The sequence below is a fragment of the Enterobacter sp. BIGb0383 genome, assembly GCF_003751845.1.
Lineage (GTDB): Bacteria > Pseudomonadota > Gammaproteobacteria > Enterobacterales > Enterobacteriaceae > BIGb0383.
Genome location: NZ_RJKQ01000003.1, coordinates 437,233 through 457,155, shown reverse-complemented (window position 1 = coordinate 457,155; position 19,923 = coordinate 437,233). Strand labels below are relative to the sequence as shown.

Below are 19,923 nucleotides of genomic sequence, written 5' to 3'. Positions count from 1 at the left end.
TTATCCCTGCGGCTGATTGCTGATCAGCCGCGACATCGTTTCCAGCGAGTCCGTTCTTAAGATATAGAGCCGTTTCAGCAGAAACGGATTATCCCCCGGTTTGACCTTCCCCTTCACCGTTGTCACCGCCAGATGGAAACCCGCCGCGCCGGCCGCTTTTACCGCTTTCAGGTCGTAGCCGCCAAATGGATACGAGAGATAGAGCACGTGCGGATTAAACTGCGCCAGCGCCCGACGGGAGCGCTGAAAATCAAACAACACATTGTGATAGCTACGGCTGAGCAGGATCGGATGGCGCAGATCGTCAACCCGGTGCAGAAAATGGGTATGGGACTGGATATCAAAGGTTCCCTGAATGCCTTTCAGCTCTGAAACGCTCATAAACTGCAGAGCTTTCGGGTCCCATTTCTGCGGGTGGCTTTTGATTCGCGACGAAATAATAAAGGCCGTCGCCTTGAAGTCATACTGACGCAATATCGGGTACGCGTAGCGGCTAACCGATTTCAGACCATCATCAAAGGTGATCACCACCGCCTTGGCCGGCAGATTAGCCCGGTTCCGCAGATAGTCCTCCAGCTGATACAGGGTCAGCGTGGTATAGCCCATATCGCGCAGCCAGGTCATCTGGTTGCCGAAGGCGCGTACCGAGGTGGTGGTTGAGGTATGGCGAAAACGGGTGTTCTCTTCATCACGCAGAATATGGTGATACGTCAGCACCGGAATACCGTTATCCTGCTGAGCATCGAGGCTGCTGACCCACGCCAGACGCTGCCCGAGACGGATCTGATACCAGGTCTGATTCAGCCTGTCTTTCAGTTTATTCAGCACCGGATAGCGCAGATTTTCCGCCAGCACGCCCACCTGCGGACTGGTCGCGTCCGCAGCGCTATACAGCGGCGTATCCTTCCAGGTCACCAGGTTCTGATTGCTGAGGGGCTTGTTCAGATCGCCCAGGCTATCCTCTACCCGCCGCGCACCCTGAACGGGCGCGAGATGGCCCTTGTCGATAAAGCCCACGCTGTAACCGAAGCGAAACTCCTCATAGTCACCGGCCCCCGGCGTCACGCTGAGAATTTGCCCGGCGCGCAGATAGCCTACCCGCACCACGTTATTGCCCACCCGGCCCCAGATAGCCGCATCCTGGTTGGTTTGCATATAGCGCCCGCTGTCGTTGCCCTCGCCGAGCAGCACGGCGGAAGCGCTCCCGGAAAGCAGCAACAACAGCGAAAGAACAAAACGCATCCGCATAGAGGATCAGCTACGCAGGCCGCGACCGCGCTGGATCAGATACCAGCACAGCAGGTAGAAGGCCAGGATAAAGACCACCAGCACGGCAACGGTAGTGAACAGCGGTACATCGCTGATCCCGAGGAAGCCGAAGCGGAAACCGCTGATCATATAGACGATAGGGTTAAGGTGCGACAGCGCCTGCCAGAACGGCGGCAGCAGCGTCAGGGAGTAGAACACCCCGCCCAGATAGGTCAGCGGCGTCAGCACGAAGGTCGGGATCAGGCTGATATCGTCAAAGGTGGTGGCAAAGACCGCGTTCAGCAGACCGGCCAGCGAGAAGAGCACCGCCGTCAGCAGCAGCGTCAGCCCTACAAACAGCCACGAATGCACCTGGAACGGCACGAAGAACAGCGATATCGCCGTCACCAGAATACCGACGCACAGGCCGCGTGCCACGCCGCCACCGACGTAGCCCGCGATAATCACGTGGGTCGGCACCGGGGCCACCAGTAGCTCCTCAATATTGCGCTGGAACTTGGCGCTAAAGAAGGAGGAGGCCACGTTGGCATAGGCGTTGGTGATCACCGCCATCATAATCAGACCCGGCACGATAAACTGCATATAGCTGAAGCCGTGCATCTCACCGATACGCGAGCCGATCAGGTTGCCGAAAATAATAAAGTAGAGGGTCATCGTAATGACGGGCGGCACCAGCGTCTGGATCCAGATACGCATAAACCGGTGAATTTCTTTTGCCCAGATACTCTTCAGGGCAATCCAGTAAAGCTGCGTCATGCGTGGTCTCCTCTTTTATCATGTACCAGCGTGACGAACAGCTCTTCCAGACGGTTGGCCTTGTTACGCATACTTAATACCTGCACGCCCTGGGCGCTAAGCTGGCTGAAGACGCTGTTCACGCCCTGCTCGCGCAGCACTTCCACTTCCAGCGTCGAGGTATCCACCAGACGATACTGATAGCCTTCAAGCTTCGGCAGCGGGCTTTTCGGAGCCAGATCGAGGATAAAGGTTTCCGATTTTAGCTTCGACAGCAGCGCCTTCATGGAGGTATTTTCCACCAGTTCGCCGTGCTGAATAATGCCGATATTACGACACAGCATCTCCGCCTCTTCCAGATAGTGGGTGGTCAGAATGATGGTGGTGCCTTTATCATTCAGATCCTTTAAAAAGCCCCACATAGAGCGGCGCAGCTCGATATCAACGCCTGCGGTCGGCTCATCGAGGATCAGCAGCTTCGGCTCGTGCATCAGCGCACGAGCAATCATCAGACGACGCTTCATCCCGCCCGACAGCATCCGCGCACGTTCGTTGCGTTTCTCCCATAGATCGAGCTGCTTCAGGTATTTTTCGCCGCGAGCTAACGCTTCTTTGCGCTCAACGCCGTAGTAGCCTGCCTGGTTAACAACAATCTGGTGCACCGTCTCAAACGGGTTAAAGTTAAACTCCTGCGGCACCAGCCCCAGCTGGCGTTTGGCGTTAACGACGTCTTTGTCCAGATCGTAGCCAAAAACATTTACCCGCCCGCTGGTTTTATTCACCAGCGAGCTGATAATGCCGATGGTGGTCGACTTGCCCGCGCCGTTAGGCCCCAAAAGCGCATAGAAATCACCGGCTTCGACTTTAAGGTCGATCCCACGCAGCGCCTGCATACCGCCGGGATAGGTTTTTTTAAGCTGCTCAAGCTCCAGTGCAATGGTCATGAATAGTGGCTTACCTTTAATCTGACACTTGATGTGTGGTTTAAAAAAAGATGGAGTTGACCTATATTAGCGCAACGCACTTATCTGGTTCACAGGTTGTTAACCTCCATGAAAGACATAGATACACTCATCAGCAATAATTCACTATGGTCAAAAATGCTGGTAGAAGAAGATCCGGGATTTTTTGAGAAACTCGCGCAGGCTCAGAAGCCGCGTTTTCTCTGGATCGGTTGTTCCGATAGCCGCGTTCCTGCGGAACGCCTGACCGGGCTCGAACCTGGCGAACTCTTCGTTCACCGTAATGTTGCCAACCTGGTGATCCACACCGATCTGAACTGTCTCTCGGTTGTGCAGTACGCGGTCGACGTTCTCGAAGTTGAGCACATAATTATCTGCGGCCACTACGGCTGCGGCGGCGTGCAGGCGGCGGTGGAAAACCCGGAGCTGGGTCTGATCGACAACTGGCTGCTGCATATCCGCGATATCTGGTTCAAGCATAGCTCCCTGCTGGGCGATATGCCGCAGGAACGTCGTCTTGATACCCTGTGCGAGCTGAACGTGATGGAACAGGTCTATAACCTGGGCCACTCCACCATTATGCGTTCAGCGTGGAAACGCGGGCAGAAGGTCACCCTTCACGGCCTGGCCTACGGCATTCACGACGGCCTGCTGCGCAACCTGGACGTCACGGCGACCAACCGTGAAACCCTGGAGCAGCGCTACCGTCAGGGCGTGTCTAACCTGTCCCAGAAGCACGTTAACCACAAGTAAAAACAGGGCCCGTCGGGCCCTGTTCTTTTATTCGTCCTGCATCACCACGTTGCCGACGTAAGGCAGATGGCGATAGCGCTGGGCGTAGTCAATCCCGTAGCCCACCACAAACTTATCCTCAATCGAGAAGCCAACAAACTCCACCGGCACCTCGACTTCACGGCGGGAAGGCTTATCCAGCAGCGTACAGATCGCCAGCGACTTCGGCGCGCGCAGGCTTAAGATCTCACGCACTTTCGACAGCGTATTGCCGGAGTCGATAATATCTTCGACGATCAACACGTCCTTGCCGCGAATATCTTCATCGAGATCCTTGAGGATTTTCACATCGCGGGTGGTCGACATCCCGCTGCCGTAGCTGGAGGCGGTCATAAAATCGACTTCATGCGGAACCTGTACGGCGCGGCACAGATCCGCCATAAACATAAAGGACCCGCGCAGCAGGCCCACCAGCACCATCTCGCTGCCGCTGTCCTGATAACGCTCGGTGATCTCACGACCCAGCTCTGCGACACGTGTGGCTAACTCGGCCTCGGAAATCATCACTTCAACAGTATGTTTCATATTACTAACCATCTGATTTAAAGAATAAATCTTTCAAAACCTGTGGCAACCCTTTGGTATTGCCGCGCAAGGCACGCAGTATACCAGCAAAACGCGGACGGCGAAGCATCGACGACTTAAGCTCTTTTTGTGATAAAGATCACACTTGTTACAACCTATACTTAATTGCTAGCAAAATTTTAACAATTAAAGATGGTGTGTTTTTATGGCGAAAAATCAATCCGGGCCGTCGCGACTCCTCGTGCGGCTCACGACCCTGTTCGCAGCGTTCTGCGGACTCTATCTGCTCGCGGGCGGGATCTGGCTGGTCGCCATCGGCGGCTCCTGGTACTACCCACTTGCCGGGCTGGTGATGCTCGGCGTCACCACCCTGCTGTTTCGCGGACAGCGTGCGGCGCTGTGGCTCTACGCCGCCCTGCTGCTGGTAACCATGCTTTGGGGCGTGTACGAAGTCGGCTTTGACTTCTGGGCCCTGACGCCGCGCAGCGATATCCTGGTGTTCTTTGGCATCTGGCTGATCCTGCCCTTTGTCTGGCGTCGACTGCCGGTGCCATCACGCGGGGCGGTAACCGCCCTGGTGGTATCACTGCTGATTAGCGGCGGCATGTTGACCTGGGCGGGCTTCCACGATCCGCAGGAAATCAACGGCACCCTGAACGTCGACACGACGCCCGCAGAGCCGATTTCCCCGGTGGCTGACGGCGACTGGCCGGCCTATGGCCGCAACCAGGAAGGCCAGCGTTTCTCACCTCTGAAGCAGATTAACGCCGATAACGTCCATCAGCTGGAGCAGGCCTGGGTATTCCGCACCGGCGACCTGAAGCAGCCTAACGACCCGGGCGAGATCACCAATGAAGTGACGCCGATTAAAGTGGGCGACACGCTGTTCCTCTGTAGCGCCCACCAGCGCATTTTTGCCCTCGATGCGGCAACCGGGAAAGAGAAGTGGCATTTCGATCCGCAGCTCAATACCGAACCCTCTTTCCAGCACGTGACCTGCCGCGGCGTCTCCTATCATGAGGCCAAAGCCGACAGCAGCAGGCCGGATACGGTTTCCGACTGTCCTCGTCGTATTTTCCTGCCGGTAAACGATGGCCGCCTGTTCGCGCTGAACGCCGATACCGGCAAGCTGTGCGAATCCTTTGGCAACAAAGGCATTCTGAACCTGCAAACCAATATGCCGGTTACCACGCCGGGCATGTACGAGCCGACGTCACCGCCGATCGTCACCGATACGACGATTGTGATTGCCGGTGCGGTCACCGATAACTTCTCTACCCGTGAGCCTTCCGGGGTCATTCGCGGTTTCGACGTTAACAGCGGCGAGCTGCTGTGGGCCTTCGATCCGGGCGCGAAAGATCCCAACGCTATCCCGACGGACGAGCATCACTTTACCGTCAACTCGCCGAACTCCTGGGCACCGGCGGCCTATGATGCGAAGCTGGATCTGGTTTATCTCCCGATGGGCGTCACCACGCCGGATATCTGGGGCGGCAACCGTACGCCGGAGCAGGAGCGCTACGCCAGCTCGATTGTGGCGCTGAACGCCACCACCGGTAAGCTGGCCTGGAGCTATCAGACCGTTCACCACGATCTGTGGGATATGGATATGCCGTCGCAGCCAACGCTGGCGGATATCACCCTGAACGGCGAGACGATTCCGGTGATTTACGCTCCGGCGAAAACCGGCAATATCTTTGTGCTGGACCGGCGGAACGGCAAGCTGGTCGTTCCGGCCCCGGAAAGACCGGTTCCGCAGGGCGCAGCAACAGGCGACTACGTCAGCAAAACCCAGCCCTTCTCCGACCTCAGTTTCCGCCCGAAGAAAGATCTGAGCGGCGCGGATATGTGGGGCGCGACCATGTTCGATCAGCTGGTCTGTCGGGTGATGTTCCAGCAGCTGCGCTATGAAGGGATCTTCACCCCGCCGTCCGAGCAGGGCACGCTGGTCTTCCCGGGTAACCTGGGGATGTTTGAGTGGGGCGGAATTTCGGTCGATCCGCATCGTCAGGTTGCCATTGCCAACCCGATGGCGCTGCCGTTTGTCTCTAAGCTGATCCCACGCGGTCCCGGTAATCCGATGGAGCCGCCGAAGGATGCCAAAGGCAGCGGGTCGGAATCCGGTATTCAGCCGCAGTACGGCGTGCCTTATGGCGTGACCCTGAATCCGTTCCTGTCGCCGTTTGGCCTGCCGTGTAAACAGCCGGCCTGGGGCTATATCTCTGCCCTGGATCTGAAAACCAATCAGGTCGTCTGGAAAAAACGTATCGGTACGCCGCAGGATAGTCTGCCGTTCCCGATGCCGGTTCCGCTGCCGTTTACCATGGGGATGCCGATGCTTGGCGGCCCGATTTCCACCGCCGGTAACGTGCTGTTTATCGGTGCTACCGCTGATAACTACCTGCGTGCGTACGATATGCGTAACGGGGATAAACTGTGGCAGGCGCGTCTGCCCGCCGGAGGCCAGGCCACGCCGATGACCTATGAGGTTAACGGTAAACAGTATGTGGTGATCTCAGCCGGTGGCCACGGCTCCTTTGGCACCAAAATGGGGGATTATATTGTGGCGTATGCCCTGCCGGATAAAACCGAGTAATGTATTTCTTACCCGAAACCTCTCAGGATGAGAGGTTTCGGGCCTTTCTTCAGACCGTAAAGCCCAGCATCATGCCGGTATCTTCGTGCTCAAGCAGATGGCAGTGCGCCATATAGGCGCTCTCTTCTGGCGCGTCATGATCGAAGCGGACCAGCACCTCACTGACGCCGCCCTCCACTTTTACCGTATCTTTCCAGCCGCTGCGGTGGGCCGCCGGTTTTTTGCCGTTCTCGGACAGAATGCGGAACTGGGTACCGTGAATATGGAACGGGTGCAGCATCATATCGCCCTCGCCGGAGATGACCCAGCGCTCATGCTGACCGCGAGCGGCGGCAAACTGAGGCGTATCCATCGCAAAGGCCTGGCCGTTAATACGGTTCGCATGATGCAGATCCAGGCCATGACCGCTGTGATCCATCGATCCCATCGTTCCGTGATTCATGCCCTGACCATGCCCGCCGTGCTGCATCATCGCACCGTGATCCATCCCGTCCATCGCCTGCGCGCCGTATTTGTCCATCAGCGCCTGCATCCCCATCTGGTCGAGCATCGGATCCATCGTCAGCTTCAGGGTCCGCTGCGTTAATCCTTCCAGCGATGGCAGTGCAGGAACCGGAACCAGTTTATCCGGCAGCATGCCGGATGCGACCACCCGCAGCGGCTGAATACTCATAACCGGGTGCGGCTTATCAAAGGGCGCAATGCTCATACCCATCTGGCTGACCGGCAGCGTTACAATATCAAAGGGTTTACCGTCGCGGGTTTCCACCAGCACTTCGAAGCGCTCGCCCGGCATCATCGGCAACTCTGTCACCGCAACAGGCTCAGCCAGCAGCCCGCCGTCGCTGGCAATCACATATAGCGGGCGCTTATCGCTGGTCGCGAAATTAAGCGAGCGGGCATTGCAGCCGTTCAGCAGGCGTAAACGCAGCCAGCCACGCGGCGCGGCATGACGGGGATAAATCGCCCCGTTGGTCAGCAGCGTATCGCCAAACCAGCCCACCGCGGCGCTCATCATGTCCAGCTGGTAATCAATCTCACCGTCGGCGGTGAATTTTTTGTCCTGCACAATCACCGGTACGTCATCCACACCCCAGCTTTTCGGCAGCAGGAGCTGCTGGCTGTGCGGATCCTCAATCAGCACCAGTCCGGCCAGCCCCATCGCCACCTGATAGCCGGTTTTACCGTGCTGATGCGGATGGAACCAGCAGGTCGCCGCCTGCTGAGTGGGCGTAAAGCTGACGCTGCGGCTTTTGCCCGGCGCAATCACGCCCTGCGGGCCGCCGTCGACGCTGCCCGGCACTTCCAGGCCGTGCCAGTGAACGGTGGTCTCCTCGCTAAGCTGGTTGCGGATCTCCACGTTAACCTGCTTGCCCTGCTGCAGTTTCAGCGCAGGCCCGAGCAGATTGCCGTTATAGCCCCAACTTGTAGCGGTATGTTTTCCAAAAGTGGTTTTTCCAGCCTGCACCGTCAGACGGATGCGGCTCTGCGCATCGGCCTCCAGCAGGTCCGGGATGGGCAGAGCCGGACGTTCAGCGGCGAACGCCGACCGACTCCACAGCGGCAGCGCGCTGAATGCGCCCAGCGCCGCAGAGTATTTTAAAAAGTCACGTCGTTGCATGCTCACATCCTTATTCTCAACTGGCGGAAGCGACAGCCTAAACCCTGCCCTAACGGGAAGGTCAAGGTGTACCGCCATACGTTAAATAATAATCGTCGAGGTGCTTCTGATTATGCTAACGTTAAAGTTCCGTGATGCTGTGGTAGAAACAATGAAGACGCTTTTCAGAACAATCCTGTTAGGTAGCCTGCTGGCCGTGTCCGCAAACAGCTACGCGCTTAGCGAGAACGAGGCCGAAGATATGGCCGATTTAACCGCCGTATTTGTATTTCTGAAAAACGACTGTGGTTACCAGAACCTTCCCAATGGTCAGATCCGTCGCGCGCTGGTGTTCTTTGCCCAGCAGAATCAGTGGGATCTCAGCAACTATGACTCCTGGGATATGAAAACCCTGGGCGAAGAGAGCTACCGCGACCTAAGCGGCATCGCCATTCCCGTCGACAAAAAGTGCAAATCGCTGGCCCGTGACTCCCTGAGCCTGCTGGCCTACGTCAAATAATTCCCTGCTTTTATTGATGATTTCCTGACCGTGCAAGCACGGTCATAGTTAGCTATGATGTTACGCCCACTTTTCATGGGTGTTAACGAAGGAGCAACTATGACCGGGAACACGCTGTGGCATGAAACACTGCACGATAAGTTTGGTCAGTACTTTGCCGTTGATAAGGTGCTGTACCACGAGAAAACCGATCATCAGGATTTGATCATTTTCGAAAACGCCGCCTTTGGTCGCGTGATGGCGCTGGACGGCGTGGTGCAGACCACCGAACGTGACGAATTTATTTATCACGAAATGATGACTCACGTTCCGCTGCTGGCCCACGGTCACGCAAAACACGTGCTGATTATCGGCGGCGGCGACGGAGCAATGCTGCGTGAAGTCACCCGCCATAAAAACGTTGAGTCCATTACGATGGTGGAGATCGACGCTGGAGTGGTGTCATTCTGCCGCCAGTATCTGCCTCACCACAACGCAGGCAGCTACGACGATCCGCGCTTTACGCTGGTGATTGACGACGGCGTCAATTTCGTTAACCAGACCGCGCAAACCTTCGACGTGATTATCTCCGACTGTACCGATCCGATTGGACCGGGCGAAAGCCTCTTTACCTCGGCATTCTATGAAGGCTGCAAACGCTGCCTGAATCCGGGCGGGATTTTCGTGGCGCAGAACGGCGTCTGCTTCCTGCAGCAGGAGGAAGCCATCGATAGCCACCGTAAGCTCAGCCACTACTTTGCCGACGTCAGCTTCTATCAGGCGGCGATCCCGACCTACTACGGCGGCATTATGACCTTCGCCTGGGCGACGGATAACGAAGCCCTGCGCCGACTGTCGACGGAGATTATTCAGGCCCGATTCCATACCAGCACGCTGCGCTGCCGCTACTACAATCCTGCCGTTCATACGGCCGCCTTTGCCTTACCGCAATATGTGCAGGATGCCCTGTCCACACCGCAATCCTGAGGAGGTGAGAAAAATTGAAGAAACTTAAACTGCATGGCTTTAACAACCTGACCAAAAGCCTGAGTTTTTGTATTTACGATATCTGCTACGTCAAAACGGCGGAAGAGCGCGATGGTTATATCGCCTATATCGATGAACTCTACAACGCCAACCGACTGACCGAGATCCTGTCAGAAACCTGCTCGATTATCGGGGCCAATATTCTGAATATCGCCCGCCAGGACTACGAGCCGCAGGGCGCCAGCGTGACCATTCTGGTCAGCGAAGAGCCGGTCGACCCGCAGCTTATCGACACCACAGAACATCCTGGCCCGCTGCCGGAAGCCGTGGTTGCCCATCTCGATAAGAGCCATATCTGCGTGCATACCTATCCGGAAAGCCATCCTGAAGGCGGCCTGTGCACCTTCCGCGCCGATATTGAAGTCTCAACCTGCGGGGTGATTTCGCCGCTTAACGCGCTGAACTATCTGATCCACCAGCTGGAATCCGATATTGTGACCATCGACTATCGCGTGCGCGGCTTTACCCGCGACGTGAACGGAATGAAGCACTTTATCGACCACGAGATTAACTCCATCCAGAACTTTATGTCCGAGGATATGAAGTCGCTGTACGATATGATGGATGTGAACGTTTATCAGGAAAACATCTTCCATACCAAGATGTTACTCAAAGAGTTCGATCTGAAGCACTATATGTTCCACACCCGGCCGGAAGACCTTAGCGAGGAAGAGCGCAAGGTGATTACCGACCTGCTGTGGAAAGAGATGCGTGAAATCTACTACGGGCGCAATATCCCGGCGGTGGGGCTGAAATCGTTTTAAAACGTGGCGGGCAGCCTGGCCGCTGCCCGTTTTATATCGTCAGCATCAGCTGAAACGCCTGTCCGTCCATCGCGGTGCAGGCATCGGCGTCGAGATGCCTGTCGGTGATAATATCGGTCAGCGACTGCAGCGGTGAGACGCAGAACAGCGACCAGGAGCCATACTTGCTGCTGTCCGCCAGCAGCACGCGACGACGCGCATTGCCCAGCAGATCCTGCTTCAGCCCGGCCTTTTCTTCCGTCGGCGTCGTAATTCCCTTCTCCAGACTCCATGAGTTACAGCTCACAAACGCAATATCCGGGTTGAGGGTGCGCAGAAAACGGCGGCCGTGATCGCCAATGCACGACTGGCTGGAATCGTCGATCCGCCCGCCGATAATGGTCACTTCAATCTGCTTAAACTCAGAGAGAAACAGCGCGATATGCAGATCGGCGGTGATCACCCGCAGCGGCAGGTGCGTCAGCTGACGCGCCAGCTCAAGCGTGGTGGTCCCGGCATCCAGCACGACCGCGTCTCCGGCTTTGACCAGGCTTGCCGCCTGACGGGCAATCGCCTGTTTCTCGGCCAGATTACGCTGGGATTTCTCCTGGGTGGTGGGCTGCGCCGGAATAAAGCGGTTAAGGGTAACGCCACCGTGAGTACGGCTAATCACCCCTTCCCGATCGAGCTTGATCAGATCCCGGCGGATCGTGGCGGGCGATGCTTCGATCGCCGCCACCAGTTGATCAACAGTGACCAGATTATGGCTTTTCAGATAGTCCATAATCTGATCGAGACGGCTTTGTCCCTTCATAGGCCCTTAGCTTATGCCAGTTGCATCGCGAGTTGGATGGAAATCGCCATGCTCTCAGACTTCGCCTTACCTGTCCAGGCAATATCAAACGCCGTTCCGTGGTCCGCCGAGGTGCGGATAAACGGCAGGCCGGCGGTGATATTGACCCCGTCATAGAAGCCCAGCAGCTTCAGCGGAATATGCCCCTGATCGTGGTACATCGCCACGACCATATCGTACTGACCTTCGTAAGCCTGCAGGAAAACGGTATCCGGCGGACAAGGGCCGTAGACATCGATCCCCTGCTGTTTGATCTCCGCGATGGCCGGGCTGACAATCTTAATCTCTTCATCGCCAAACAGGCCGTTTTCCCCGGCGTGCGGGTTGACGCCCGCCACCGCGATCCGCGGTTGATCAAAGCCCACGCGCTTAAGGAAAGTGTCGGCAATATTGACCACGGTTTTGATCCGTTCACCGTTAAGCGTATCGAGGAATTTGCGCAGGGCGATATGGGTGGAAACGTGGATGACCTTCAGCTTATCGGTATACAGCACCATGGCGAAGTCTTTGCTGTCGGTTAACTTCGCCAGCAGCTCGGTGTGGCCGGGGTACATATGTCCGGCCAGATGTAGCGCCTCTTTGTTCAGCGGCGCGGTAGCGATGGCATGGACTTCACCCGCCATGGCCATTTCGGTGGCACGCTTCACGCAACGGTAAGCCAGATCCCCAGCCTGAGCCTGCACTTTCCCCGGTGCCAGCGCGTTAGGGTTCTCCAGCGGTTCATCAAACACGTTGATGATCCCCGGCGCGAAGCGTGCCTGCGAAACTTGTTCAATCACGTGAAATTCGACGGGCGGCGTAACGCCCAGCGCCTGAATGCGCTGTAACGTCTGCAGGCAGCCGACCACGACGGCGGGCACGCCGGATAGCTCGCCCTCCGCCAGCGCCTTAATAATGATTTCCGGGCCGATCCCCGCAGGATCGCCCATCGTCACCGCAATCGTCTTATTTGCCACTGTACATCTCCTCAATAAAATAAAGTGCATCTCGCAGGGTGGTCTCACCACCAAATCCACCGGCCTTGGTGATCACCGGCAGATCGTCAATTTCGCTGTTTACAAAGGTGCCGCACGGAACGCAGGGCACCACTTCACTGTTGATACGGTAGCCTTCCGCCTTCAGCGCGCGGGCGACGGCAATAGCGATATCGCCGCCGGTCAGGAACAGACCGCCGATTTGCGACTGGCTGATAATGGTCAGCGTGATCTCGCCGAGGGTGGCGCTGATACGCTCTCCCAGCTGCTGGCGCGTCAGCTGATGCTGCTCGCAGAGCGCATCGATCATATTCCGGGCATCCGCATCGCGGCAGGTCCGCAGTACGCAGTGCTGGCGGTCGTTAAGCACGGCGGTGGCCTGGCGGGTAATCTCCGCCATCGCCGTCTCGCTGTCGGGCAGCAGCAGCGCGGCGACGTCAATATCGACAATCCCCAGCGATTTCTCCCCGGCGGCAAAAACGATCTGCTGACGGGTGGCTTCGCTCATGGAACCCGCCACCACCAGCACCGGCAGTTTCTGCTCCGGAGCAAGGTAGCTGCTGGCGGGCAGCGCGTTGGCCAGGCCCGCAGCCCCCACCAGCACGTAGCGGCAGGTCAGCGCGGCAATGGCCTGCGCCAGCAGCGCCAGGTCACCGTCGTTTTCGGCATCGACGACCACAATGCCCGGCGCCGACTGGCTTAACCGCTGCAGTTCGGCCAGCAAGGTGCCGCTTCGCACCTGCGCCAGTCCCAGCTCGCTAACCGGAAGCGTCGTCTGCAGGCCAATCAGCGTTTTAATATGGGAGGAGACAATCGGCGTTTTCGGGTCGGTGGCGAACTCGGTTTCCACCAGCGGTACGCCGTGTACCAGGCACTGGCCGTTAACCGTGACCCGTCCAGCGGCGGGAATAGCCGCCGCGACGATCGCCAGCTGCGCACCGCTGGCAGCCATGGCCGCAGCCACTTCCGCCCCGACGTTACCCCGGAAGGTCGAGTCGATTTTTTTGTAGATAATCGGGGCTTCCTGCTGACCATCAAACCAGGGAGCGGCCGCTTTTCTGACCTTCTCGCCCGCCTGCTCCGGCGTCAGCGCCCGGCTTTCGGTATTCACCACCAGCACATCGGTGCGTCGCGGCGAAAGCTGCTCATTTAGCATCACCTCGGTGCGCGCACCCTTTTTCGCCAGCTGCACGCCCGTATCATTGGCGCCGGTAAAATCATCCGCTATCACAATCATTTTCATGATGTTTTCTCCCCTGTTGCGGTAGCTAAACGCTGCTGGTTACGTTTGGCGACCCAGGATGTCAGCACCGGCGTCAGGATGGCCGTCACAATCACCGAGGTTGCCACCAGCGGCGTGGCCACGGCAACGATCTGACCGAGCGCCGGATCCGCCTGGGCTATCGCCATCGGCGTCGCAACGGCATTGCCCGCCGTGCTGGAAGCGGCCGCCCCAGCGATACCGGTTCCGCCCAGTAAACGGTCGGCTTTGATATTGAAGAAGCCACCGACAAAGGTCGTGATGACGCCCAGCAGGATCCCTGCCAGTCCGCCTTTCAGCAGCATCGCCAGGTCAATGGATGCCCCCAGCGCAAAGGCGAAGAACGGGATCAGCAGCGGACCGCCTTTGGTCAGGAACTCGCGCATTTTCGGATCGAGGTTACCGAGCAGCATGCCGATCAGCATCGGGATCAGCACCACCACAATCGACATCACCGGGATATTGGCCATTCCGGCCGCGCCCAGCGCGATCATGGTCAGGATCGGCCCGTCGCTGAGGGACATCAGCGGCGTGGCGCCCACTTCATTCTCGCTGCCGAATTCACCGGCCAGCGCGGCATACAGCCCGCCGTTGGTATTGCTCATGGCGGCAATAATGGCGACGGAAGAGAGTCCCCAGATCCCCTCAGCACCAAACAGCCGCTCAACGCCGAAGCCCAGCGCCACCGCCACGACAAACTTGGTAAAGGTGATCCCGCCGCCGATCATCAGTGATTTCGGCGCGGCTTTAATATGGATCCCGGCGCCCATACAGAGCAGGAAAGCCCCGATCAACGGCGCGGCACCGTTTTTGAACAGTGCCGTGGTGAAACCGCCGACCTGCAGCGCATCTGGCGCAAAGGTGTTGATTATCGCCCCCAGCACCAGCGGGACTACCATCATCCCACCCGGAATTTTTTCTATCGTCGCTTTGATTTGCATGTCGCCCTCAGAATTTGATTTTATTTAATCATGACTGATTGTATTAAATCAATAATCAGAAAAACATGTGTTAGATCGCAGTTTAAAAAGTTAACAGTGCGTTAAGGAATGATTTATTGAGTGAATATAATCAAAAAGAGGGAAGGCAGCGCCGCAGCGCTGCCGGAGGGACTAACGGTTCTGGAGGAAATCGCGATACGCCTTTACCACGGCAAGAAAGTCTTCCAGACCGCAGAAAGAGAGACTCTCTTCGTCGTAGTAGTTCATCCCCTCTTCCATCTCTTCGCCGGAGAACTCCAGCTGATTGGCGCGGATCATCACCTCTTCGCCATCTAACCACAGCGTGTACTCATGCCCGGCACGCTGCCACTGGCGTTCGCTGCCTTTGACCGTCTGCGCCGCCTGCTCCACTTCATCCAGCAGGGCAAGATTCTCTTTCACTTCTTCATTGAACCAGTGCCCGACCACCTCGTGGCCCATCGACATGCGCACCTTGACGATACCGGTGACGTCACGCAGAAATTCGTATTCCATAATCTGTTCCTCTGCTCAGGCTCTGCATCAGCCTATGCAGTAATTATCGCAGTACAGCGGGAGAAAAAAAGTATCGGGGGACGAAAATCGTGAGGATGCCCTCTCCCCGTCGGAAGAGGGCTAAAGTCTTACTTCAGCGTCTCTACCAGAGCCTTGCGGCTGGACTCAAGGGAGGTGACCCGCTGGCAAACATCTTTACCAAACTGACGGAAATCCGCTTCCTGGTTTTTCCATTCGTTCTGAACGGCGGTCTGCAGGCCGCCGAGATTGCCGAGCACGCTCTCCAGCGGATTGCCGCCGCTTTTCAGTACCGCTTTGGCGCCCATCTCATTAATACTGTCCTGCAGGATGCCGCCCATCGCCCGGTTCACCAGTTGCTGACCGTCGGCACGCACCTGATCGATAGCCTTATAGTGGAAGGTCAGACCGTCGCTGCGACGTTCAATAATGCGGTTCATCTGCTCTTTGAGCTGGCCGTCGAGGGTCACAAGGCGGGTGCGCATTTTGCTGCTCTCCCCGGCCTCTTTGGCGATGATTTTATCCAGCGCCACGCGGCCTTTTTCCACCCGCTCCCGCGCGCCGTTATCGATCCATGGCAGGGCGCTGCGTAGATCGGCCTGATAATCTTTGGCCTGCTCACGCTGGGCGGCGGTGAGATTTTTCTGCTGACCGTTAAACATGACGTTGCCATCCGGCGTCATCACCAGATTGCCGTTCTCGCCGTTAACCTGAACGGTCTGCGGGCTAATGACCACATCGTCACGCGGGGTGACGCTGCACTGGTAGTCGGCCTGAGCGGCAAACGCGGAAACGGAGAGGGCTACAGCCAGTAGCGCTTTGCGCATCATAGAAAAACTCCCTTAAGACAAAACGGGCCAGCAAATGCTGGCCCCTATGTTCTGTTAGTCCCACCAGACGTCAAAAAGTTCGCTGGTGCGCACATCGGACAGCTTGCGATCTTCCAGCCATTTGCGCACCAGAGCCTGATGCTCTTCGGTACACTTGCCGATTTCCTGCATGCAAATCAGCCCTTCCCACGCCAGATAGCCGCTGCCATCAAACGCCAGTTTGTTCGGCTCAATCACTTCATTGATCAGGTCATTCACCGTGGAATCGATGGTCTCTTCAGACGTGCCTTCCGCAAAACGCCAGGCAACGGAAAAACCTAACTCCTGGAATTCGTCGATATGCATTTTTTTACGCAGACGACGGCTACGGTTAATTGCCATTATTTCACCCTCTCGAACATTAAGTCCCATACGCCGTGGCCAAGACGATGGCCACGCTGTTCAAATTTTGTCACCGGACGTGATTCCGGACGCGGTACATAATCGTTGTCCGGGGACAGATTAGTATACCCTTCCATTGATGACATCACGTCGAGCATATGCTGCGCATAAGGCTCCCAGTCGGTCGCCATATGGAAAACGCCGCCGAGCTTCAGCTTGCTCTTAATCAGTTCAGCAAACGGCGGCTGTACGATACGGCGTTTATTGTGGCGCGCTTTGTGCCACGGGTCCGGGAAAAAGAGCTGCACCATGGTCAGGGAGTGATCGGGGATCATCTTATGCAGCACTTCCACCGCGTCGTGGCACATCACGCGCAGGTTGGTAATTCCGGCTTCATCGGCGGAAGAGAGGCAGGCACCGACACCCGGGGAGTGCACTTCAATCCCGAGGAAGTTCTGCTCCGGACGCGCCTGGGCCATGGTCACCAGGGATGCACCCATGCCGAAACCGATCTCCAGCGTCGTCGGCGCTTCACGGCCAAACAGGGTCGGCAGATCCAGCGGCGCTTCGCTGAACTCGACGCCCATCACCGGCCAGAAATGATCCAGCGCGTGCTGCTGCCCTTTGGTCAGGCGACCCTGACGGCGGACAAAACTGCGAATACGGCGAAGCGGGCGGCCGTTTTCATCAAATTCCGGTGAAATGACATCGTTGCTCATAAAAATAGTCTGCCAGTAAGAATGGTCGGGAAACGGGCATTATCCAAAGATAGTTGCCGGATGCAAGGGTTTACAGCCTGCCGCCGCTGTGCTGGAATCACTCTCCCTGATTTAGTGAATTCGATAACCATGCAAGCGGCGCAATTTTCAGCCCAGGTTCTGGACTGGTACGACAAATACGGGCGCAAAACGCTGCCCTGGCAAATTGATAAGACGCCCTACAAAGTATGGCTCTCCGAAGTCATGTTGCAACAAACTCAGGTTGCGACGGTGATTCCCTATTTTCAGCGCTTTATGGAACGCTTCCCGACGGTCACCGATCTGGCCAATGCCCCGCTGGATGAGGTGCTGCATCTGTGGACCGGCCTGGGCTACTACGCCCGCGCCCGTAATCTGCACAAAGCGGCGCAGCAGGTTGCGACCCTGCATAAGGGCGTTTTCCCGCAAACCTTTGAGGAAGTGGCCGACCTGCCCGGCGTCGGGCGTTCTACCGCCGGTGCCGTTCTGTCGCTGTCGTTAGGCAAGCATTTCCCGATCCTCGACGGCAACGTGAAACGCGTGCTGGCCCGCTGCTACGCGGTCGGCGGCTGGCCGGGCAAGAAAGAAGTGGAAAAGCGCCTGTGGGATATCAGCAGCGACGTGACGCCTGCGAAAGGCGTGGAGCGCTTTAACCAGGCGATGATGGATCTCGGGGCGATAGTCTGTACCCGCTCGAAGCCAAAGTGCGAGCTTTGCCCGCTGAACCAGGGCTGCGTGGCGTATGCCAGCCATTCCTGGGCGCAGTATCCGGGGAAAAAACCGAAGCAGACTCTGCCTGAACGCACCGGCTATTTCCTGTTAATGCAGAATGGCGACGAGGTGTTTCTCGCCCAGCGCCCGCCGAGCGGCCTGTGGGGCGGATTATTCTGCTTTCCACAGTTTACGGACGAAGCCGCCTTGCGCGACTGGCTCGCTTCCCGCAGCATTCCGGCTGACGGCCTTACCCAGATGACCGCTTTTCGTCATACTTTCAGCCATTTCCATCTGGATATCGTCCCAATGTGGCTTAACGTGTCCACGGCGGGATCATGCATGGATGAAGGCGGCGCACTCTGGTATAACTTAGCCCAACCGCCGTCAGTAGGACTGGCAGCGCCCGTAGAGCGCCTGTTAAAGCAGTTACGCGCTGGCGCACTGGCATAACGCACCCGCCGACAAAGAGGATTATTTATGAGCAGAACCATTTTTTGTACTTTCCTGCAGCGCGACGCCGAAGGCCAGGATTTCCAGCTCTATCCGGGCGAGCTGGGCAAACGCATTTTTAACGAGATTTCGAAAGAAGCCTGGGGCCAGTGGCAGAAAAAGCAGACCATGCTGATTAACGAAAAGAAACTCAACATGATGAACCCGGAGCACCGCAAACTGCTGGAGCAGGAGATGACTAACTTCCTGTTTGAAGGCAAAGACGTGCATATCGAAGGCTACACGCCGCCGGAACAACAGTAAGGCCCCTGGGCCTTATTGCCACCCAACAGCAGGCATACTCCCGGAATGATGAAAAAACTGATCGCGCTGGCTTTTGTCGCGCCGTTGCTCGTTTCCTGTTCCAGTTCGACGAATAAAGGCGATAGCTATAACGAAGCCTGGATCAAAGACACCAACGGTTTTGACATTCTGATGGGGCAGTTTGCCCATAACATTGAAAATATCTGGGGTCTGAACGAGGTGCTGATTGCGGGTCCGAAGGACTACGTAAAGTATACCGATCAGTACCAGACCCGCAGCCATATCAACTTCGATGCCGGTACCATCACCATCGAAACCATCGCCGGAACCGAACCGGCTGCGCGGCTGCGTAAGGCGATTATTAAAACCCTGCTGATGGGCGATGACCCCAGCGCCGTTGACCTCTACTCCGACGTCGACGACATTCAGGTCTCCAAAGAGCCGTTCCTCTACGGCCAGGTGCTCGACAATACCGGCCAGACCATCCGCTGGGAGGGTCGCGCCTCGAACTTTGCCGACTACCTGCTGCAGAACCGGCTGAAAAGCCGCAATAACGGCCTGCGTATTATCTACAGCGTCACCATTAACCTGGTGCCGAACCACCTCGACAAGCGTGCGCATAAATATCTGGGCATGATCCGTCAGGCGTCGAATAAGTATGGCGTCGACGAGGCGCTAATCCTGGCGATTATGCAGACCGAGTCCTCGTTTAACCCCTATGCGGTCAGCCGTTCCGACGCGCTGGGTCTGATGCAGGTGGTGCAGCATACCGCCGGTAAAGACGTCTTCCGCTCCCAGGGGAAATCCGGCGTGCCGGACCGCAGCTATCTGTTCGATCCGCAGAGCAATATTGATACCGGCACCGCCTACCTGGCGATGCTCAGCAATGTGTATCTCGGCGGGATCAGCAACCCGACCTCACGGCGCTATGCGACGATCACCGCCTATAACGGCGGCGCGGGCAGCGTGCTGCGGGTGTTCTCTGCGGATAAAGTGCAGGCGGCGAACATCATCAACACCATGACGCCGGGGGATGTGTACCAGACCCTGACCTCACGCCATCCGTCGGCGGAGTCGCGGCGCTATCTGTACAAGGTGAATACGGCGCAGAAGAACTATCGCCGTCAGTAAGAATAAGGCCCTCAGCGAGGGCCTTTTT

At 57.1% G+C, this 19,923-nt stretch carries 21 protein-coding genes; 8 read left to right on the top strand and 13 right to left on the bottom strand.

Annotated elements, in window-relative coordinates:
* The 3 genes from EDF81_RS17755 to EDF81_RS17745 are packed head-to-tail and all read right to left on the bottom strand — an operon-like array spanning window position 1 to window position 2,948.
* Window positions 1-1,248 carry a polysaccharide deacetylase family protein gene (locus tag EDF81_RS17755; RefSeq protein ID WP_123349472.1) on the bottom strand — a complete coding sequence of 416 codons (1,248 nt, stop codon included), beginning with the start codon at window positions 1,246-1,248 and terminating at the stop codon, window positions 1-3.
* A gap of 6 nt (window positions 1,249-1,254) precedes the next feature.
* A complete protein-coding gene (locus tag EDF81_RS17750; RefSeq protein ID WP_123349471.1) occupies window positions 1,255-2,025 on the bottom strand; it encodes an ABC transporter permease in 771 nt (256 codons plus the stop codon).
* Window positions 2,022-2,948, bottom strand: a complete 927-nt coding sequence (locus tag EDF81_RS17745; RefSeq protein ID WP_123349470.1) for an ABC transporter ATP-binding protein — start codon at window positions 2,946-2,948, stop codon at window positions 2,022-2,024. The genes EDF81_RS17750 and EDF81_RS17745 overlap by 4 nt, the downstream gene beginning before the upstream one ends.
* Before the next feature lie 108 nt (window positions 2,949-3,056).
* Here EDF81_RS17745 and can point away from each other — a divergent pair, with 108 nt between their 5' ends.
* On the top strand, window positions 3,057-3,719 hold the full coding sequence (can, locus tag EDF81_RS17740; protein ID WP_123349469.1) for a carbonate dehydratase: 663 nt from the start codon (window positions 3,057-3,059) through the stop codon (window positions 3,717-3,719).
* A gap of 27 nt (window positions 3,720-3,746) precedes the next feature.
* Here can and hpt read toward each other — a convergent pair whose 3' ends face one another.
* Window positions 3,747-4,283, bottom strand: coding sequence for a hypoxanthine phosphoribosyltransferase (gene hpt / locus EDF81_RS17735; RefSeq protein ID WP_184999537.1), 537 nt, complete (start codon window positions 4,281-4,283; stop codon window positions 3,747-3,749).
* Window positions 4,284-4,488: 205 nt separating this feature from the next.
* Between hpt and EDF81_RS17730 the strand changes: the two genes are divergently transcribed.
* Entirely contained in the window at window positions 4,489-6,879 is a 2,391-nt protein-coding gene (locus EDF81_RS17730; protein WP_123349467.1) for a glucose/quinate/shikimate family membrane-bound PQQ-dependent dehydrogenase, read from the top strand.
* A 49-nt stretch (window positions 6,880-6,928) separates the two neighbouring features.
* Here the strand turns inward: EDF81_RS17730 and cueO are convergent, their stop codons facing one another.
* Window positions 6,929-8,500 (bottom strand): multicopper oxidase CueO, encoded by a 1,572-nt coding sequence (gene cueO / locus EDF81_RS17725; RefSeq protein ID WP_123349466.1) that lies wholly within the window; start codon window positions 8,498-8,500, stop codon window positions 6,929-6,931.
* Between the two features lie 151 nt (window positions 8,501-8,651).
* Between cueO and EDF81_RS17720 the strand changes: the two genes are divergently transcribed.
* The 3 genes from EDF81_RS17720 to speD all read left to right on the top strand — a co-directional run bounded on the left by EDF81_RS17720 (window position 8,652) and on the right by speD (window position 10,789).
* Window positions 8,652-8,999 (top strand): YacC family pilotin-like protein, encoded by a 348-nt coding sequence (locus EDF81_RS17720; RefSeq protein WP_123349465.1) that lies wholly within the window; start codon window positions 8,652-8,654, stop codon window positions 8,997-8,999.
* A gap of 99 nt (window positions 9,000-9,098) precedes the next feature.
* Window positions 9,099-9,965 (top strand): polyamine aminopropyltransferase, encoded by an 867-nt coding sequence (gene speE / locus EDF81_RS17715; RefSeq protein WP_123349464.1) that lies wholly within the window; start codon window positions 9,099-9,101, stop codon window positions 9,963-9,965.
* Between the two features lie 14 nt (window positions 9,966-9,979).
* Window positions 9,980-10,789, top strand: a complete 810-nt coding sequence (gene speD / locus EDF81_RS17710; RefSeq protein WP_123349463.1) for an adenosylmethionine decarboxylase — start codon at window positions 9,980-9,982, stop codon at window positions 10,787-10,789.
* Window positions 10,790-10,820: 31 nt separating this feature from the next.
* Here speD and EDF81_RS17705 read toward each other — a convergent pair whose 3' ends face one another.
* The 8 genes from EDF81_RS17705 to trmB all read right to left on the bottom strand — a co-directional run bounded on the left by EDF81_RS17705 (window position 10,821) and on the right by trmB (window position 17,279).
* Window positions 10,821-11,582, bottom strand: coding sequence for a DeoR/GlpR family DNA-binding transcription regulator (locus tag EDF81_RS17705; RefSeq protein ID WP_123349462.1), 762 nt, complete (start codon window positions 11,580-11,582; stop codon window positions 10,821-10,823).
* An 11-nt stretch (window positions 11,583-11,593) separates the two neighbouring features.
* Complete coding sequence (locus tag EDF81_RS17700) at window positions 11,594-12,607, bottom strand: D-threonate 4-phosphate dehydrogenase (RefSeq protein ID WP_123349461.1); 1,014 nt, start codon at window positions 12,605-12,607, stop codon at window positions 11,594-11,596.
* On the bottom strand, window positions 12,567-13,838 hold the full coding sequence (locus EDF81_RS17695; protein ID WP_123349460.1) for a D-threonate kinase: 1,272 nt from the start codon (window positions 13,836-13,838) through the stop codon (window positions 12,567-12,569). The genes EDF81_RS17700 and EDF81_RS17695 overlap by 41 nt, the downstream gene beginning before the upstream one ends.
* Window positions 13,835-14,797, bottom strand: coding sequence for a 2-keto-3-deoxygluconate permease (locus EDF81_RS17690; RefSeq protein WP_123349459.1), 963 nt, complete (start codon window positions 14,795-14,797; stop codon window positions 13,835-13,837). The genes EDF81_RS17695 and EDF81_RS17690 overlap by 4 nt, the downstream gene beginning before the upstream one ends.
* Before the next feature lie 171 nt (window positions 14,798-14,968).
* Window positions 14,969-15,331, bottom strand: coding sequence for a protein YacL (gene yacL, locus EDF81_RS17685; protein WP_123349458.1), 363 nt, complete (start codon window positions 15,329-15,331; stop codon window positions 14,969-14,971).
* 128 nt (window positions 15,332-15,459) lie between these two features.
* Window positions 15,460-16,179, bottom strand: a complete 720-nt coding sequence (locus EDF81_RS17680) for a DUF2884 domain-containing protein (RefSeq protein WP_123349457.1) — start codon at window positions 16,177-16,179, stop codon at window positions 15,460-15,462.
* 54 nt (window positions 16,180-16,233) lie between these two features.
* Window positions 16,234-16,560: a YggL family protein gene (locus EDF81_RS17675; RefSeq protein WP_123349456.1), complete on the bottom strand. Its 327-nt coding sequence runs from the start codon at window positions 16,558-16,560 to the stop codon at window positions 16,234-16,236.
* Complete coding sequence (trmB, locus tag EDF81_RS17670) at window positions 16,560-17,279, bottom strand: tRNA (guanosine(46)-N7)-methyltransferase TrmB (RefSeq protein ID WP_123349455.1); 720 nt, start codon at window positions 17,277-17,279, stop codon at window positions 16,560-16,562. The genes EDF81_RS17675 and trmB overlap by 1 nt, the downstream gene beginning before the upstream one ends.
* Before the next feature lie 123 nt (window positions 17,280-17,402).
* Between trmB and mutY the strand changes: the two genes are divergently transcribed.
* The 3 genes from mutY to mltC are packed head-to-tail and all read left to right on the top strand — an operon-like array spanning window position 17,403 to window position 19,895.
* Window positions 17,403-18,461 carry an A/G-specific adenine glycosylase gene (gene mutY, locus EDF81_RS17665; RefSeq protein WP_123349556.1) on the top strand — a complete coding sequence of 353 codons (1,059 nt, stop codon included), beginning with the start codon at window positions 17,403-17,405 and terminating at the stop codon, window positions 18,459-18,461.
* Between the two features lie 27 nt (window positions 18,462-18,488).
* On the top strand, window positions 18,489-18,764 hold the full coding sequence (locus EDF81_RS17660) for an oxidative damage protection protein (RefSeq protein WP_123349454.1): 276 nt from the start codon (window positions 18,489-18,491) through the stop codon (window positions 18,762-18,764).
* Window positions 18,765-18,812: 48 nt separating this feature from the next.
* Window positions 18,813-19,895: a membrane-bound lytic murein transglycosylase MltC gene (mltC, locus tag EDF81_RS17655; protein ID WP_123349555.1), complete on the top strand. Its 1,083-nt coding sequence runs from the start codon at window positions 18,813-18,815 to the stop codon at window positions 19,893-19,895.
* Window positions 19,896-19,923: the final 28 nt, after the last annotated feature.